Raw genomic sequence first — 15887 nt, 5'->3', positions numbered from 1 at the left:
TTGTTATCGATTCATCGCTGATTTTTGCAAATTCATTTCAATGTCTTTTTCTAAATTTGCAACCCAACGATTATAATTTCGATGGATACTACCGCCATTGTATAAAAGATCGACACTATTTAGATATTTAATCGAATAACTGGACTGATCAAAGCTGACTTCAACAACAGCGACATGTGTTTTCTTTCTGAATGTGAGCTTTAGCAATCCAGGAGATTGTTTTTCAACGAGCCATTTTCGATTCATTGCCGAAAGTTCAATCACGTCACTAATCTTCTTGAGAGACATAGATTTAGCAGTAGAAGGTATAGGGTGGCTCATAACTGAATAAACAGGTTGTAGGCGCCCAAAACAACCACTGAGGATTAAACAGGCAATAATGACCAACCCACTGCGTTTAAAGAAACTACTCATAATAAAAAACCCCCAAATAATAACTTTAGGGCACACAATAAACCTGTTTAAGCTGTATTGGTCAAGCCTGATATTTTATATGTTTCTGTATCTTTAAATAGCATGTTAAAAAAACTTCATGTTAAAAATGTCACACCTATATCTCTCTGAACCGAAAAGCCTTGAGTTTATTGAGGAATGGTGCGTACAGGAAGATTATGACCACGCATTAAAATTCAAAAATAAACAGCGCCAAAACCAAAGTCTCGCAGGACGCTGCCTTGTCAGGATGCTATATTCTTGTTTTTGGGCAACGACTGAAAGTGATCTAAAAATCATAGTTGGTGAAAATGGAAAGCCATTAATTCGTAGTTCCCTGCAATCAAAGGCATTATGGGTATCTATCAGCCATTCAAATGATTTCGTTTGTGCAATCCTAAGTGACCATTGTTCTGTAGGTATTGATTCGGAACATATAAAAGCCAATAGAGATATAACCACATTGGTTCATAAGCTCTATTCAAGCTTCAAAGGCAGTGAAATAGGTGCATATAAATTTTGGACTTTGAACGAGGCCTATGGAAAAGCAAAAGGGGTCGGGGTTGATTTCTCACAAGCTGATACGATTTATCAGACGATTTCTTCAAAGAAAAGCCCCCCGCAAAGCTTACTATTTAAGACAATGATGGTTGATGACTATATGGTCTCAGTATGTTGTTTATAATTTTGGCTAGCTATTAAGTATGATTAAAGAATTAAAATTGGCGCGGTATTGGGTTTAGGTTAATGAAATGTTTTTTCGGTAAATAAGTTTGTGACCTGTTTCGAGAATCCCGGACCAGGATGATCATTTGTTAGGCTGTCTTCATAGTCATTTCCAGACAGGCTTGCAGAGGCGTTTTATATCCGATAGCCGAATGTGCCTCTGTCGAATGTTGTGCAAATTCATCAACTTACGAACCATATAGGCTGTACATTCAACACCTTCCTGTACCAGCTTGTGAAAAACACGTAGCGGACCGTAACAGTTTCTATTTTCCCTGATGACACGTCGGATTTCAGTAACGAGATCAAGCTCACTTTCTGCCTTGGCTTGACGAACCTTTTCTGTTTTGGAGCGAGCATGGAACCATGACGTCGAAACATCTAGGATGCAGCACATGAAGCGGATGGAATGAGCCGTTTTGTGGGCAGAGATAAAAGCGTGCTTTGCCATCACTGTTTCCCCGCCCATTGTGCGAAAAAAGCCGATGCCTTTCGCAATATCTCGTTTTCTTCGTTAAGGCGTTTGTTTTCTTGGCGTAGACGTTTCAACTCAGCTGCTTCCGCTTTTTGATGGGCAACCGCTTCGGCAGAACCAGCGGCCTGCTGCTCAAGTCGCCATGTTTTCAATTGCCCGATAGATATGCCAAGATCGCGAGCTACGGCAGTCGGCTTTTCGCCCTCTTCCAAAACTCAGGCAACAGCACAGGCTTTGAATTCGTCTGAATGGCTTTTGCGTTTCCTCATGAGATTTCCTTTCCAGTGATAAAAGTAGTTTATCAACTGGTCCGGGATTCTCGAAACAGGTCAGCGAACATAACGCCAAAATTGCGTTCTGATCCCACTTTGACAACAACGTGACTTGAGGTTTCGGCAGCTTGCCAATACTTGAGATACTAATCATAACTTTTACCGAACAGATCCGATCATCGCTCGTATAATTTTATTGCATAAACGGGCGGCGGTTTTTGCCCCATGATGATCAATGTCGTATTTTGGGTTAAATTCAACGAGGTCGGAAAGTAACCATTTGATCTGTTTTGTTGCAAGGTGAATGATGATGTCTTCGATTATTTCGAGGCTGACCCCGTAAGATGCCGGGGCGCTAACGCTAGGCATTTGCCAATGGGGTAAAACGTCGAGATCTACGGTTAAGTAAAGATGATCACAGCTTTCTAAAAAATGATCTATTTTGTCTGTGACCTGAGTGAGCATATGGGGTCGAATTTCCGTATCCAGCATATATTGGACATCCCATTCCCGGCTGCGTTCAAATAATGCTTTTGTATTGGATGTCTCAGAGATGCCAAGACAAAGGTATTTCATTTTTTGACCGCGTTGCTCTAACATTTCATGTATTTGATAAAAGGGAGTGCCAGAGGAAATGCCATTTTTACCGGGTTTTCTCAAGTCGAAATGCGCATCCAGATTGATGATGCCAATTGAGGCATTTGTGTCTTTTTTTAAATAATTGAGCAGTCCGGTGAAACTGCCCACTGCGGTTTCATGTCCCCCGCCGAGAACAACAACTTTTGTGTCTTCTTTTAATGCGCGTTCAACTTCTTCGCCCAATTTGATTTGTGCCTGTGCAAGGTCAAGACCAACAGGGGTGTTTTGTCGATCATAGATGTGTCCGTCCATGCCATGCCATGCCAGATTAGCCAAGGTCGCGCGGATTGCATCGGGCCCCTGTTCTGCGCCGGGCCGACCCTTATTGCATCTTACGCCCAAATCACAAGGGAAACCAATGAGGGAAGCAAAGTTATCTGGTTGAGGGGATGTTGTGACAATTTGGTGCCACCTTTTGGCATACTCGCCATCTTCAGGGTCCACCCTGCCGGTCCAGGTAAATTGTTTGCTCATTGGTTGATATCCTTTCCGCAGTAAAGCCCCGACATGTTAGCCGGGGCTTTATATGCATTATAAAATAGCAGGCAGGTTCAGTTCATGTTCGCGTGCGCATTCTTTGGCAATTTCATATCCTGCATCGGCATGACGCATAACCCCGGTGGCTGGGTCATTCCATAAAACGCGCTCAAGTCGTTTGGCGGCTTCGTCTGTTCCATCTGCACAGATGACGACGCCCGAATGCTGTGAAAACCCCATACCAACACCGCCGCCATGATGCAGGCTTACCCATGTCGCACCGGACGCCGTATTGAGCAAGGCATTTAAAAGCGGCCAGTCTGAAACGGCGTCTGATCCATCTTTCATGGCTTCTGTTTCGCGGTTGGGCGAGGCAACAGAACCTGAGTCCAAATGGTCACGCCCAATAACAACCGGGGCGGAGAGTTCGCCGTTTTTAACCATTTCGTTAAAGGCGAGACCAAGGCGATGACGGTCCCCTAGACCAACCCAGCAAATACGGGCGGGTAGACCCTGAAATTCTATGCGTTCGGCTGCCATATCTAACCAGTTATGAAGGTGTTTGTTGTCCGGTAAAAGCTCTTTTACTTTTACATCTGTTTTTCGGATGTCTTCTGGATCACCGGACAAGGCGGCCCAACGGAAGGGGCCGATCCCTTTGCAGAAAAGAGGCCGGATATAGGCTGGAACAAAACCGGGGAAAGAAAAGGCGTTTTCCAAGCCTTCCTCGAAAGCCATTTGGCGGATGTTATTGCCATAATCTACTGTGGGAATGCCACTTTCTGAAAAAGCAACCATTGCAGCGACTTGTACTTTCATTGAGGCACGGGCCTCTCGTTCCACACGTTTGGGGTCACTTTCGCGGCGTTCCAACCATTCTGACATTGTCCAGCCTTGGGGAAGGTAACCGTTGATCGGGTCATGTGCCGACGTTTGATCCGTCACAAGGTCCGGTTTGATCCCTCGACGGACCAATTCGGGGAAAATGTCGGCGCAATTGCCCAACAGTGCAACGGATTTGGCGTCACCTGCGGCAGTCCACTTTTCGATTAAGGCTAGGGCTTCATCAAGACTGTCGGTTTTCTCATCGACATAACGTGTACGTAGGCGGAAATCGATACTGTCAGGGTTACATTCAACCGCAAGGCAGCAGGCACCCGCCATGACGGCTGCCAAGGGCTGGGCGCCACCCATACCGCCCAATCCGCCGGTCAAAATCCATTTGCCCTTTAAGCTGCCACCGTAATGTTGGCGCCCGGCTTCGACAAATGTTTCATAAGTGCCCTGAACGATACCTTGAGAACCGATGTAAATCCATGATCCGGCGGTCATTTGACCATACATCATCAGGCCGGCTTTATCCAGCTTGTTGAAATGGTCCCAGTTCGCCCAATGGGGGACAAGGTTAGAGTTTGCAATCAGGACCCGTGGCGCATCTTCATGTGTGGTGAAGACACCAACGGGTTTACCTGATTGCACCAAAAGGGTTTGGTTACAGTCAAGCTTGCGCAATTCATCTGCGATGGTATCAAAATCTTTCCAGGTCCGTGCGCAACGACCAATGCCACCATACACCACCAATTCGTTCGGGTTTTCTGCAACGTCTGGGTCAAGGTTGTTCATCATCATGCGCAAGGGGGCTTCTGTTAACCATGATTTTGCACTGATTTCAGGGCCACGCGGGGCGCGAACTTCGCGGATATTATGGCGGGGGTTTGACATTTTTTAATCTCCAGAAAAATATTATGATTTGATTTTTAAATCAGGCAAAACATCCATGCCTGCCGCTGTGCACATGGTTCCGTTGCCAAGTAAGATGGCCGCTGTTTCAAGGTCTGGTGCCAAGTAACGATCTTCAACAATGGCTGGTATTTCTGAGCGAATTTTTTTGATAACAGCTTTCAGACGTTCACTTGTTTCCAAGGGGGTGCGAAATTCAACGCCTTGTGCGGCGCATATGGCTTCGATCCCTAAAATATGTTCCAGATTGGTTGTCATGGGCAGCAGACGACGCGCGCCATGACAGGCCATAGAGACATGATCTTCCTGATTAGCTGAGGTCGGGGTGGAATCAACAGACGCAGGATGCGACATTTGTTTGTTTTCAGACATCAAGGCGGCCGAAGTCACCTCTGCAATCATCAGGCCTGAGTTTAATCCCGGTTTGGGCGATAAAAAGGCAGGTAGGCCAAAACTAAGTGCGGGATCAACCATCAAAGCAATGCGGCGCTGGGCAATGGCACCGATTTCGGATACCGCAATGGCGATTTGATCGGCGGCAAAGGCAACCGGTTCTGCATGAAAATTACCGCCGGACACGATGGTGCCGTCACTAAGGGTGAGGGGGTTATCAGTGACGGCATTGGCTTCTATTTCTAAAGTTTGTGCGGCTTGTCTGAGAAGATCCAGAACAGCCCCCATGACTTGAGGCTGACAACGGATGCAATAAGGGTCCTGTACACGTGTATCGTCATCGCGGTGTTCATCGCGAATTTGTGACCCACTCATAAGATTGCGCAATGTTTCCCCCGCATCAATTTGACCGCGATGTCCGCGCAACGTGTGAATATCCGGATGAAACGGGGCAGAAGACCCCATTGCGGCATCCGTTGACAAGGCACCCGTGACCAAAGCCGATTGCGCACAATTCCATGCTTTAAACAGGCCGACCAAGGCCAAGGCAGTGGACGTTTGTGTTCCGTTGATCAAGGCAAGACCTTCTTTAGGGCCTAGGGCAATGGGGCTAAGACCTGCTTTTGCAAGAGCTTCCGCGCCCCCCATACGCACCCCCTTATAGAAGGCTTCACCTTCGCCCATCATGACGGCCGCCATATGGGCCAAGGGGGCAAGATCACCGGACGCCCCGACAGAACCTTGCGCCGGAATAAGGGGAATAACGCCTTTTTCAGACATGTTTTCCAGTTGTTCAATCAATTCCCAACGAACGCCGGATGCCCCACGCCCCAAAGAAAGCAATTTTAACGCCATGATTAGGCGCACTGTGCCTTCATCCAAAGGATCGCTCACGCCACAGCAATGAGATAAAATAAGGTTGCGTTGTAATGTTGCGGTATCTTGTGCAGGAATTTTAATACTGGCAAGTTTGCCAAATCCGGTGTTCACACCGTAAACGGCTTCTTCCCCATTAGCAGCTGCTTCAATAAGCTTTGCGCTTTTTTCCACCGCTTTTTTAAAAGAACGATCAACTTTAATCGGGGTGTGTTTTTGTAAAATGTTTTGCAGCTCGTTTAAGGACGCATGTCCCGGCATCAGGGTAAGCGACATTTTAAGCATCTCCATAGATACGTTTGATAAGGGGGTTGTAGCCGATGCGGTAGGCCAATTCGTTGGGATGTTCGACATTCCAGACAGCAAGGTCCGCAATCTTTCCCGTTTCCAACGTGCCGATCTTGTCTGAAAGACCAAGGGCTTGTGCGCCGTGGCGGGTTACGCCCGTTAATGCTTCTTCCGGTGTCATACGAAACAAGGTGCAGGCCATATTCACACACAGCAATAAGGAGGTTAGGGGAGAGGAACCCGGGTTGCTGTCGCTGGCAATCGCCATAGGAACACCGTTTCTGCGTAAATCATCAATGGGCGGCAGTTTAGTTTCGCGCAAGGTATAAAAGGCACCGGGCAAAAGGACGGCAACGGTTTGTGACGCTTTCATCGCCTTGATGCCATCCAAGCTTAAATATTCTAAATGGTCGGCAGATAAGGCAAGAAAAGAGGCGGCGAGAATAGCCCCTTTTTGATCGCTAAGTTGTTCGGCATGAATTTTAACGGGCAGGTTTAATTCTTTAGATAAGGCAAAGACGCGTAGGACCTGATCCGGAGTAAAACCAATTGTTTCGCAAAAGGCGTCAACGGCATCGACAAGTCCTTCTTTGGCCGCTTGTGTTAAGGCTGGCAAGCAAACTTCATCAAGATATGCATTTGCATTGCCGTTATATTCTTGCGGAACGGCATGCGCCCCTAAGAAGGTTGTTTTTATCCGAATGGGCCTGAGGGTTTCCAGACGTCGTGCAGCACGCAGCATTTTAAGTTCATCTTCAATCGTCAATCCATAACCGGATTTGATCTCAAGGGTTGTGACCCCTTCTGCAATGAAATGATCAAGGCGCGGCAGGGCGGATTGAATCAATTGATCTTCGCTTAGATTGCGGGTTTGTTGGACGGTCGATACAATTCCGCCACCAGCCTGCGCAATATCTTTATAACTAGCGCCCTGAAGACGCATTTCAAATTCCTGTGCACGATTACCACCGTAAATTAGGTGTGTGTGGCAATCAATCAGGGCAGGGGTAATGAGGCGCTGGTTTACGTCTTCCTGTTCCCAAATCTGGTATTTCATCGGAAGAGCAGAGGATGGGCCAATCCAATCAATCTTGCCATTCAAGACAGCAAGAGCACCATTGGGAATAAGCCCATAGGGTGATGATGATGTCATTGTTGCGATTTGTGCGTTGATGAAAACTTTTGCGTTCATCTGATGACCTCTGAAACATAAGTTATGTACATAACATTTATATGTATATACAAATAAGTCAATTGTAAAATCAATTGGCGTTAAACTGAATTTATTGCACAATAGGTCTGCTTATCTGAAATTGGACCTTAGAGATTTGATTTCAATTCCTTTTAGAAAGAGATACGAGACGTGAATAAGGGGCGATTATCTTCTTTCCAAATGATCAAGGATGATCTTCTGGAAAAAATTAAGGCAGGTCATTGGTTGCCGGGGGAGACGATTCCCGGTGAAGAAAGTTTGGCTGTTGAATACGGGTGTTCGCGTATGACTGTAAACCGCGCCATTCGTGAACTTGCATCTGAAGGGATTGTCGAGCGCCGTCGCAAAGCAGGCACACGTGTTGCGTTACAATCCGGACGGTCAGCAAAAATCAATATTTCTATTGTGCGTAAGGAAATCGAGGCACGCGGGGCGACTTATCGCTACGTTCTTTTGGAAAAAGAGGAAATGTTTCCGCCTGAGGGCGTGCGCGCGAAGCTTTCTATGAAGGAAAAAGAAAAAGCACTTCATCTCAGATGCTTGCATTTTGCGGATGAAACGCCATACCAATATGAAGATCGCTGGATTAATTTGAAACGCGTTCCAGATGCTGCGCAACAAAGCTTTGAAGACATTAATCCAAATGAATGGCTTATTCAGGAAGAACCGTTTTTGGAAGCGGAACACATGTTTTCTGCACAACTCGCAGACGAACAAATGGCTGATCTACTGAATGTACAAGTCGGGGCGGCTTTGTTTGTGATTGAAAGACGCACATGGCAAGGGGCTGATACGATAACTGCGGTAAAGCTCAGCCACCCCGGCGATAGTTACCGACTGGTTTCTCGTGGCTGAGCGTTATCTGTTCCTTATGCCTCACTTGGCATCGGTTCGGCTGTTTCATCTTTTTTAATTGCGACTTTTTTTACAAAGGGCATAAGCAGCATTGAAGTAAAGAAAATAGCTGCTGTTGCCATAAAGACATCTGCAAAAGCCATGACGGCCGCTTCTCTGCCCACAATTGTGCGCACCAATTCTAATGTGGCCTGATAGGCTTGATCACCGTATTGTGGGGTGAGGGTGGTTTGAATTTGCCCTAACATGTCAATGACCTGTTGGCGACCATAATTAATTTGTTCGGATAAATGGCTGCTGTGCAGATCGCGCTGGTTAGTCAGCAGTGTATTGATGACGGCTAAGCCAACCGCACCCCCCAGATTGCGCATTAGATTATAAAGGCCAGATGCGTTTTTAAGTTCGTGAATGGGGAGGGTTCCAAGTGCCAATGTGTTGATCGGAACAAAAATCATCATAAGGGAGAGGCCGCGTATCATTTGTGGCACGAAGAATTCCCAGAAGCTCCAATCCGCATTCAACCCGGTATTAAGGTAAAGCCCCATCCCAAACAAAAACAAGCCAATTGTCAGCATCAGGCGTAAATCAATTTTCTTGGATAGAGCGCCAGCAATGGGGGCGGATAAGAATTGGAAAACCCCTGTCACCATAACGACTTTACCGATTTCAACCGCATTATACCCGCGCACCGATGCCAAGAATAAAGGCATTAGGTAAACCGAACCATAAAGACCGATTCCAACGATAAAACTGTAAAATGATCCGATGGCAAAGTTTTCATCACTGAAGGCGCGCAAGTTGACGACTGGGTTTTCAATGGTGAGTTCGCGCCAAAACATCAATATACCGCTGACAGTCATAATGATGGCGAAGAATGTGATCTCAGTAGAATTAAACCAATCTTCACCGGGACCTTCTTCTAAGACAAATTCCATGCACCCGAGAAAAAGGGCAATAAGCAAAATACCAATCAGGTCGAACCCTTTGAGACGGGATAGGTCCGGTTCATCTATATTGACAAAATAAAAGACCAAAAGGGTGACAATCATGCCCGGCAGAACATTGATCAGGAAAAGCCAATGCCAACCAAATGAATCTGTAATATATCCACCAACGGTTGGCCCGATGGCTGGTGCCACGGTTGCGACCAAACCGATAACAACGGTAATGCCGGCTTGTTTATCGCGTGGGAAAAGGGTGTAAGATGCTGCAAAAACGGTGGGGATCATCATCCCCCCCAGCAGTCCCTGTAATACACGAAAAACGATTAAGCTTTCGAGGTTCCATGCCAATGAACACAGGACAGAGGCAATCGTAAATCCAAAGCAGGCAGCCGAAAATAACAGTCTTGTCGAAAAGACATGTGCCAACCATCCCGAAATGGGAATGACGATAACTTCAGCGATAAGATAAGAGGTTTGCACCCACGATATTTCTTCCTGACTTGCCGATACACCGGCCTGAATTTCGGCAAGGGAGCTGGCAACAATCTGGATGTCCAAAATCGCCATGAACATGCCGACAACAAGGGCCAGAAAACCTATGAGGGTTTTTGCTTCCATGTGCTTATCTCGCTAATGCGTCTATTGGGCGTAGGCGACGGTGTTGGTTGGATTATTCTTTTTTTCTGCGATAACCGAACCATTCTCTCGCGTGTCGACGGCCACTTCGACAGACATGCCGGGTAAAAGATGTACATTTTCAGAACGGGCGGGAACTTTGATCCGTACGGGAATGCGTTGAACAATCTTTGTGAAATTACCCGATGCATTTTCCGGGGGGAGGAGGCTGAATTGAGCCCCTGATGCAGGGGCTATTGACTCAATCTCGGCGGACAATTTGATACCGGGGTAGGCATCCACAGATAAGGATACGCTTTGTCCTTGATGCATCTTTTCAATTTGTGTTTCTTTAAAATTGGCTTCGATCCAGACATCTTTCACTGGAACGATTGCCAATAATGGTGTGCCGACACCAACGAATTGTCCTTGTCGAACGGAGCGATTGCCGACAATGCCGTCAATCGGGGATCTAATAATTGTGTTTTCCAGATCAAGCTTTGCAAGCTCAAAACTGGCACGGGCACGATTGGTTTCTGCTTGTGCTTCATTTTCCTGTGCGCTTAAAACGTCTAGCTTGCGCTCGGCTGCCAACAGGCTTGCTTGGGCACTATGCAAATTTGCGCGCGTGCGTTGCACGCTTGCTTGATCGTTGTCATAGGTGCGTCGGCTGGCGGCACTGCGTTTCACAAGGTCTTTGGATCGTTGGAAATCTTTAAGGCTATGATTGTGTTCAACGGTTGCAGCTTCGACCTGCGCACGCGCAGACTGGATAACGGCGCCTTGCATCTTCAATTGGGCCTGCACGATTTGCAAGTTGGCTTCTGCCACTTTTACCGAAGCCTCTGCCTTTTGAACGGCGGCTTCATAATCCCGTGTATCCAGACGCAAAAGGACGTCACCTGCTTTTACATCTTGGTTATCATTGACACTGATATCGGTGACGTAGCCCGATACTTTGGGGCTCAATCGTGTGATTTCACTATGGACATAGGCATTGTCAGTTGTTTCGAAATGACGTGCTTCGATCCACCAGTAAGCGCCACCGGCAATGGCACCACCAAGGGCGAGGGCCCCAATGAGAAGAGCTTTTGATTTTTTTGCCTTGGACATGAAGGGGGGTAACTCCAAATAAACTAAACCGTCTAGTTCAATAAATTGATGCGAAAAAGAAAAATGTCAATACTAAACTGTTTAGTTTAGTTTGCTAATTTTTAGGATTTGAGTATAGTTTACGAAAAATCACTGTACGGTATATGAAGTATGTCACTAAACACGAACAATAAAAAAACTCGCCGCTCAAAACGCGATATTGTACTGGATGCAGCGACACAAGTGTTTCTGGAATCTCCGTTTGCGGCTGTCAGTGTGGATTTGATTGCCAAGCGTGCCGGAGTATCCAAAGCAACGATTTATGCGCACTTTAACAGCAAGGTAAATTTGTTTGAAGAAGTGATTAACCGCCGGGCGGAGACTTTTTGGCAAATTCCTGAAATTCCTTCGCGCATTGAAGAAACGGCAGATTATTTGCGGACGCTCGCGACATTTTTTGTTGAACAGTTGACCAAGAAGGAAACATTGGGAATCTTTAGACAAGTGATCGGTAGTGCGACCAGTTTCCCTGATTTGGCGGAAGTTTTCTATCGTGCTGGTCCTGCGCGGGGCATTGCAATTTATGAACAGCGATTTATGGAATTGGGGCAGTGCGGTTTCCTTAATGTTGAAAACCCACGGTTAGCGGCGGAAATGTTTATGTCCATGTTAAAGGGGGGGAACCATATGCGTTGCCTTCTGCAAATGACGGATGGTTCGATTGGCGTAACTGAGATTGTTGAGGAAACGGTTCGTATAATGATGACATCCTATGCACCTAATGGCGCGCCCTAAAATGCCATTCGTTTGGTGCGATGGTATTGACAAGTGCTTCTTTTAATGGTGCGTCAATTTCGTCTCCTGCCGGATCATAAAGCCCGCAAAGAGATAAGGCGCGATGTTTGTTTATGGATCGGCCAAGGTATTCATACACAACGCGTGTGCAACACGGCATGCGTTCACCACTGCCGGACACACCCAGTTTAAGGCCGTTTAGGCGAGATAGCTTATTTCTAAAAGTGGGGAATAAAATCGTTTCGGTGATTTCGTATCCGGTCCTTGCTTCGTAATCGACTAAGAAAATACGGTCGGTTAGAAAAAAGGCTGCACCGTTGTAAACCCCATGACTAATAACGTTCTTAGAGGCTTCCTGAAAACGCTCAGTTCGTTGATAATAGACGCCGTCTTCCTGACGTTCTATGCAAATTAATGTTCGCAAAATCTTGCCGGGGGAAGAAAGAGAATAATAATATTCAAAATAATATCCCAGATATTTTTCTAGGTTTGAATCCCCTGTGCGATGAAGTTTGGTCAAATGTTCCAGCTCGGGGTAGTTACTTCTTTCAATGGTTTGTGTTCTTGGTTTAACTTGGAGCAGCCGTTGAAATTGATCATGGGGCAAGAGAAATTCAAACTCTTCCATGCCAAAAAAATCGCATAACCGCATCATGGCATTGGCGGATGGTTTGTGCCGTCCGCTCAGGTATCGATTAAACTGGGCCCTGTTTAATTTGAGGCGACGGCAAACCTCGGCGATGGACTTATAATACCCGCATGCAAATCTTAAATTTTTTGCGAAGTGGTCAGTCATGGAAGCAGGCCCTTATGACGTGGTCAATAAATGAGGGCGGGATTATAAAAAAATCCCATAAAATCTCAATATAGCACACTAGCGCACTTTGGCGCACTATTTGCGTCTTTGTGCACCTTTCTGTAACGAGGTGCCAAATTGTCATTCCTTTTTCTTCCGTCTTAAATTGAAGAAAAAACGCAGAGACTTTGCGTTTCTTCAATAAAGGAGGTTTTTCTGTGAGACAACGTATAGAGCATGATCTTTTAGGTGATCTGGCGATTTCTGCGGATGTTTGGTACGGGGTGCAAACACAACGCGCCGTCAATAATTTTGCCATAACCGGGATACCGATCAGCCACTTTCCTGAATTGGTCAAGGCACTGGCGATGGTAAAATGGGCGGCTGCAAAAGCCAATGGTGATTTATGTTTGTTGGATGAAGATAAAGTGGATGCCATTGTTGCGGCTTGTCGCGATATTTGTGAAGGGCACCTTCACGACCAGTTTGTTGTTGATGTTATTCAAGGGGGCGCCGGGACATCAACCAATATGAACGCCAATGAAGTGATTGCAAATTTGGCGCTGGCAAAACTGGGATATCAAAAAGGGGATTATAGACATCTACACCCCAATGATCATGTCAATCGATCTCAGTCGACGAATGATGCCTATCCTACGGCCGCCTGTCTTGCAATTCAATTTGCTGTGGACCCTTTGGTTGAAACGATCTCAAGCCTGATAACAGCCTTTTATAAAAAAGGAACCGAATTTAAACAGATCGTGAAAATGGGGCGAACCCAGTTACAAGATGCTGTTCCCATGACTTTAGGCCAGGAATTCGAAGCGTTTGGTGTGACGCTGGGAGAAGACATATCGCGTTTGCGTGAAGTAACAGCCTTACTGTGTGAAGTGAATTTGGGAGGGACAGCCATCGGGACCGGTATCAATACGCACCCTGAATATGCGAATTTGGCTGTGGAGCATTTGGTGTCGATTTCTGGGAAAGAGATGAAGCTGGCGGCAAATCTTGTTGAAGCCAGTTCCGATATGGGCGCGTTTGTTGCTTTTTCCGGTATTCTCAAACGGTTTGCGATTAAGTTAAGTAAAATTGCCAACGATCTGCGATTATTGTCAAGTGGGCCGCGTACAGGGATTGGTGAAATTAGACTACCGCCGATGCAACCGGGGTCTTCTATTATGCCGGGCAAAGTTAATCCGGTTATTCCTGAAGCGGTTAATCAAACGGCTTATCAGGTCATTGCCAGTGATTTGGCGGTTACCTTGGCGGCAGAATCCGGGCAATTACAATTAAATGCGATGGAACCTGTTATTATTTATAACATTTTAAATTCGATAAAAATGTTAAAAGAAACCTGCTTGATGTTTGAAACACGCTGTATTCAAGGTATTCAGGCAGATGAGGAACGATGTGCTTATCTTCTAAACCAAAGTATTGGTACAATTACGGCACTGGTCCCACATATTGGATATGCAAATGCATCTAGAATTGCCCAGACAGCGCTGCATACGGGTGAAACGGTCCGCTCCCTTGTTGTGAATGAAGGGATCTTAAGTGCTGAGGAGTTGGATAAATTGCTCAGTCCACAATCGATGCTGACACCGCAATTTGTGCAGTAGGGAGGTCTAAATGAAAAAACCACGTATTTTAATTGTGTATACAGGTGGCACGATCGGTATGCGTCACACCGATCATGGTTATGAACCTGTCGAAGGGTTTGCAGACCTCTTAACACGTCGATTAGAGGGACGGACATTAACCCCTTTGCCGGATTATGATCTGATTGAGTTTGATAATCTTATTGATAGTGCAAACCTCCATCCAACAGACTGGACGAAGATTGCCGGAACGATTATTGCCCATAAAGATCAATACGACGGTTTTGTGATCCTACATGGTACCGATACGATGGCTTATACGGCATCGGCGCTTTCTTTCATTTTGTTGGGGTTGAATAAACCCGTTATTGTAACAGGTGCGCAAATTCCGTTGATTGAGTTGCGAAATGATGCGTTTCCCAATGTCGTGACCAGTTTGATGTTGGCGGCAGATTATGACATTCCGGAAGTTTGTTTATATTTCAATGGTCGCATTATGCGTGGAAACAGATGTCGTAAATTAAAAAGTGCCGGATTTGATGCGTTTGATACACCCAATTTTCCGTGGTTGGGCACTGTGGGGATCAATATTGATATTCGTTCAGAACTTTTACTGAAGAAAAAAACACCGGATTTCCATCAAAAAGAATTTCAGGCAAATTCCGTTGCGATGCTGCAACTTTATCCTGGAATTGATGCGCGTATGTTTCGAGGGATGCTGGATAGCGAAGATCTAAAAGCGCTAATCATTTTGTCCTATGGGGTAGGCAATCCACCAAACAATAATAAAGGGCTCATTGATTTCTTGGCGGAAGCTCATGCCAAAGGCTTGGTTGTCCTGAATGTCTCACAATGTATTGAAGGGTCTGTGCATCAAGGTGCATATGCCACAGGGGAGACCTTTAATCAAATCGGTGTTGTCCCTGCTTTGGACTTAACCTTGGAAGCAGCCTTTACGAAGTTGCATTTTTTAATCAGCAAGGGATGCAAGAGTGATCTTATACGACGTGAATTGCTGGTGCCTTATTGTGGGGAATGTAACCCCGTGTGATTTAGAATTGTAGCTTTTGTAAAATAATTAAAAATTATCAGGCGGTACATCTCAGGTGTATCGCCTCTTTTTTTATATGAAAACGTTTTATCTGAAATGGTGCAATGTGGTGCGTATTGTGCAACTGATAGCGTAATAAGTGCACCATTTGCAAAATTCTAGAGCCCGACGCACTCGTCTATAAAAAATTATAGAAAATAAAAAGAGGCGACTTGTTGGGATTATTGCAGTTGCGAACTACTTAACGCAATTTTATTCTGAATATTTTAAATGAATGGAATAAAGTTCGAAAAAAGTGTGGTTTTACTGTTGATAAAACAAACAAATCCAAAGCCCGCTCTAGTATGCTTGTTATCTGTAGAGATTAAGTTTCAACTGTTCATTGAAGACGTTTCAGTTGGATGGCGTGATTTCTACGGACATTAAAATAAATGACGCAAGCTATACATAACTGCGAATTTAATCAAAACATGGAGGTGTTCAGTTTTACATGCCGGTCTTTGATCTGGAAGAAAACTGGATTTCATTTCTTAGGAGAATTTAACTATGAAAAAAACTTTGTCTGTCCTGACGGGCGCATTTGTTGTCACGGCTGTTACAGCCACTGCAG

15 protein-coding genes are annotated in these 15887 nt (G+C 45.6%); 5 read left to right on the top strand and 10 right to left on the bottom strand.

Annotated features, from left to right (window positions below; translation table 11 throughout):
* Nucleotides 1-3 precede the first annotated feature (3 nt).
* A complete protein-coding gene (locus ACN0VA_RS16980) occupies nt 4-414 on the bottom strand; it encodes a hypothetical protein (protein WP_417822318.1) in 411 nt (136 codons plus the stop codon).
* A 118-nt stretch (nt 415-532) separates the two neighbouring features.
* On the opposite strand from ACN0VA_RS16980, the gene ACN0VA_RS16975 reads away from it, so the two are divergent.
* Nucleotides 533-1117 (top strand): 4'-phosphopantetheinyl transferase family protein, encoded by a 585-nt coding sequence (locus ACN0VA_RS16975; RefSeq protein WP_417822317.1) that lies wholly within the window; start codon nt 533-535, stop codon nt 1115-1117.
* Between the two features lie 147 nt (nt 1118-1264).
* On the opposite strand, the gene ACN0VA_RS16970 is transcribed toward ACN0VA_RS16975, so the two are convergent.
* The 6 genes from ACN0VA_RS16970 to hutI all read right to left on the bottom strand — a co-directional run bounded on the left by ACN0VA_RS16970 (nt 1265) and on the right by hutI (nt 7510).
* Entirely contained in the window at nt 1265-1609 is a 345-nt protein-coding gene (locus ACN0VA_RS16970) for a hypothetical protein (protein ID WP_417822316.1), read from the bottom strand.
* Nucleotides 1609-1845, bottom strand: a complete 237-nt coding sequence (locus ACN0VA_RS16965; protein ID WP_417822315.1) for a transposase — start codon at nt 1843-1845, stop codon at nt 1609-1611. The genes ACN0VA_RS16970 and ACN0VA_RS16965 overlap by 1 nt, the downstream gene beginning before the upstream one ends.
* A gap of 219 nt (nt 1846-2064) precedes the next feature.
* Entirely contained in the window at nt 2065-3018 is a 954-nt protein-coding gene (gene hutG, locus ACN0VA_RS16960) for a formimidoylglutamase (RefSeq protein WP_417822314.1), read from the bottom strand.
* Between the two features lie 57 nt (nt 3019-3075).
* The gene (gene hutU, locus ACN0VA_RS16955; RefSeq protein ID WP_417822313.1) at nt 3076-4743 is read right to left on the bottom strand and encodes a urocanate hydratase; all 1668 of its coding nucleotides are present in this window, start codon (nt 4741-4743) and stop codon (nt 3076-3078) included.
* A gap of 21 nt (nt 4744-4764) precedes the next feature.
* On the bottom strand, nt 4765-6306 hold the full coding sequence (hutH, locus tag ACN0VA_RS16950) for a histidine ammonia-lyase (protein ID WP_417822312.1): 1542 nt from the start codon (nt 6304-6306) through the stop codon (nt 4765-4767).
* A 1-nt stretch (nt 6307) separates the two neighbouring features.
* On the bottom strand, nt 6308-7510 hold the full coding sequence (hutI, locus tag ACN0VA_RS16945; protein ID WP_417822311.1) for an imidazolonepropionase: 1203 nt from the start codon (nt 7508-7510) through the stop codon (nt 6308-6310).
* A gap of 171 nt (nt 7511-7681) precedes the next feature.
* On the opposite strand from hutI, the gene ACN0VA_RS16940 reads away from it, so the two are divergent.
* Nucleotides 7682-8386: a UTRA domain-containing protein gene (locus ACN0VA_RS16940; protein ID WP_417822310.1), complete on the top strand. Its 705-nt coding sequence runs from the start codon at nt 7682-7684 to the stop codon at nt 8384-8386.
* 14 nt (nt 8387-8400) lie between these two features.
* Here ACN0VA_RS16940 and ACN0VA_RS16935 read toward each other — a convergent pair whose 3' ends face one another.
* Together ACN0VA_RS16935 and ACN0VA_RS16930 are read right to left on the bottom strand one after the other, a co-directional pair.
* Complete coding sequence (locus ACN0VA_RS16935; RefSeq protein ID WP_417822309.1) at nt 8401-9948, bottom strand: DHA2 family efflux MFS transporter permease subunit; 1548 nt, start codon at nt 9946-9948, stop codon at nt 8401-8403.
* Nucleotides 9949-9969: 21 nt separating this feature from the next.
* Nucleotides 9970-11058 (bottom strand): HlyD family secretion protein, encoded by a 1089-nt coding sequence (locus ACN0VA_RS16930; protein ID WP_417822308.1) that lies wholly within the window; start codon nt 11056-11058, stop codon nt 9970-9972.
* Nucleotides 11059-11208: 150 nt separating this feature from the next.
* Between ACN0VA_RS16930 and ACN0VA_RS16925 the strand changes: the two genes are divergently transcribed.
* Nucleotides 11209-11832, top strand: coding sequence for a TetR/AcrR family transcriptional regulator (locus ACN0VA_RS16925; protein ID WP_417822307.1), 624 nt, complete (start codon nt 11209-11211; stop codon nt 11830-11832).
* On the opposite strand, the gene ACN0VA_RS16920 is transcribed toward ACN0VA_RS16925, so the two are convergent.
* Nucleotides 11816-12628, bottom strand: coding sequence for a helix-turn-helix domain-containing protein (locus ACN0VA_RS16920; RefSeq protein WP_417822306.1), 813 nt, complete (start codon nt 12626-12628; stop codon nt 11816-11818). The genes ACN0VA_RS16925 and ACN0VA_RS16920 overlap by 17 nt on opposite strands.
* A 218-nt stretch (nt 12629-12846) precedes the next feature.
* On the opposite strand from ACN0VA_RS16920, the gene ACN0VA_RS16915 reads away from it, so the two are divergent.
* Both ACN0VA_RS16915 and ansA read left to right on the top strand, forming a co-directional pair.
* Nucleotides 12847-14247, top strand: coding sequence for an aspartate ammonia-lyase (locus ACN0VA_RS16915; RefSeq protein ID WP_417822305.1), 1401 nt, complete (start codon nt 12847-12849; stop codon nt 14245-14247).
* A 10-nt stretch (nt 14248-14257) separates the two neighbouring features.
* Nucleotides 14258-15277: an asparaginase gene (ansA, locus tag ACN0VA_RS16910; RefSeq protein WP_417822304.1), complete on the top strand. Its 1020-nt coding sequence runs from the start codon at nt 14258-14260 to the stop codon at nt 15275-15277.
* Nucleotides 15278-15887 lie beyond the last annotated feature (610 nt).

Source organism: Terasakiella sp. (assembly GCF_048267425.1).
Taxonomy (GTDB): domain Bacteria; phylum Pseudomonadota; class Alphaproteobacteria; order Rhodospirillales; family Terasakiellaceae; genus Terasakiella.
Note: the sequence above shows the minus strand (reverse complement) of the source record. Positions and strands in the feature narration are given on the sequence as shown.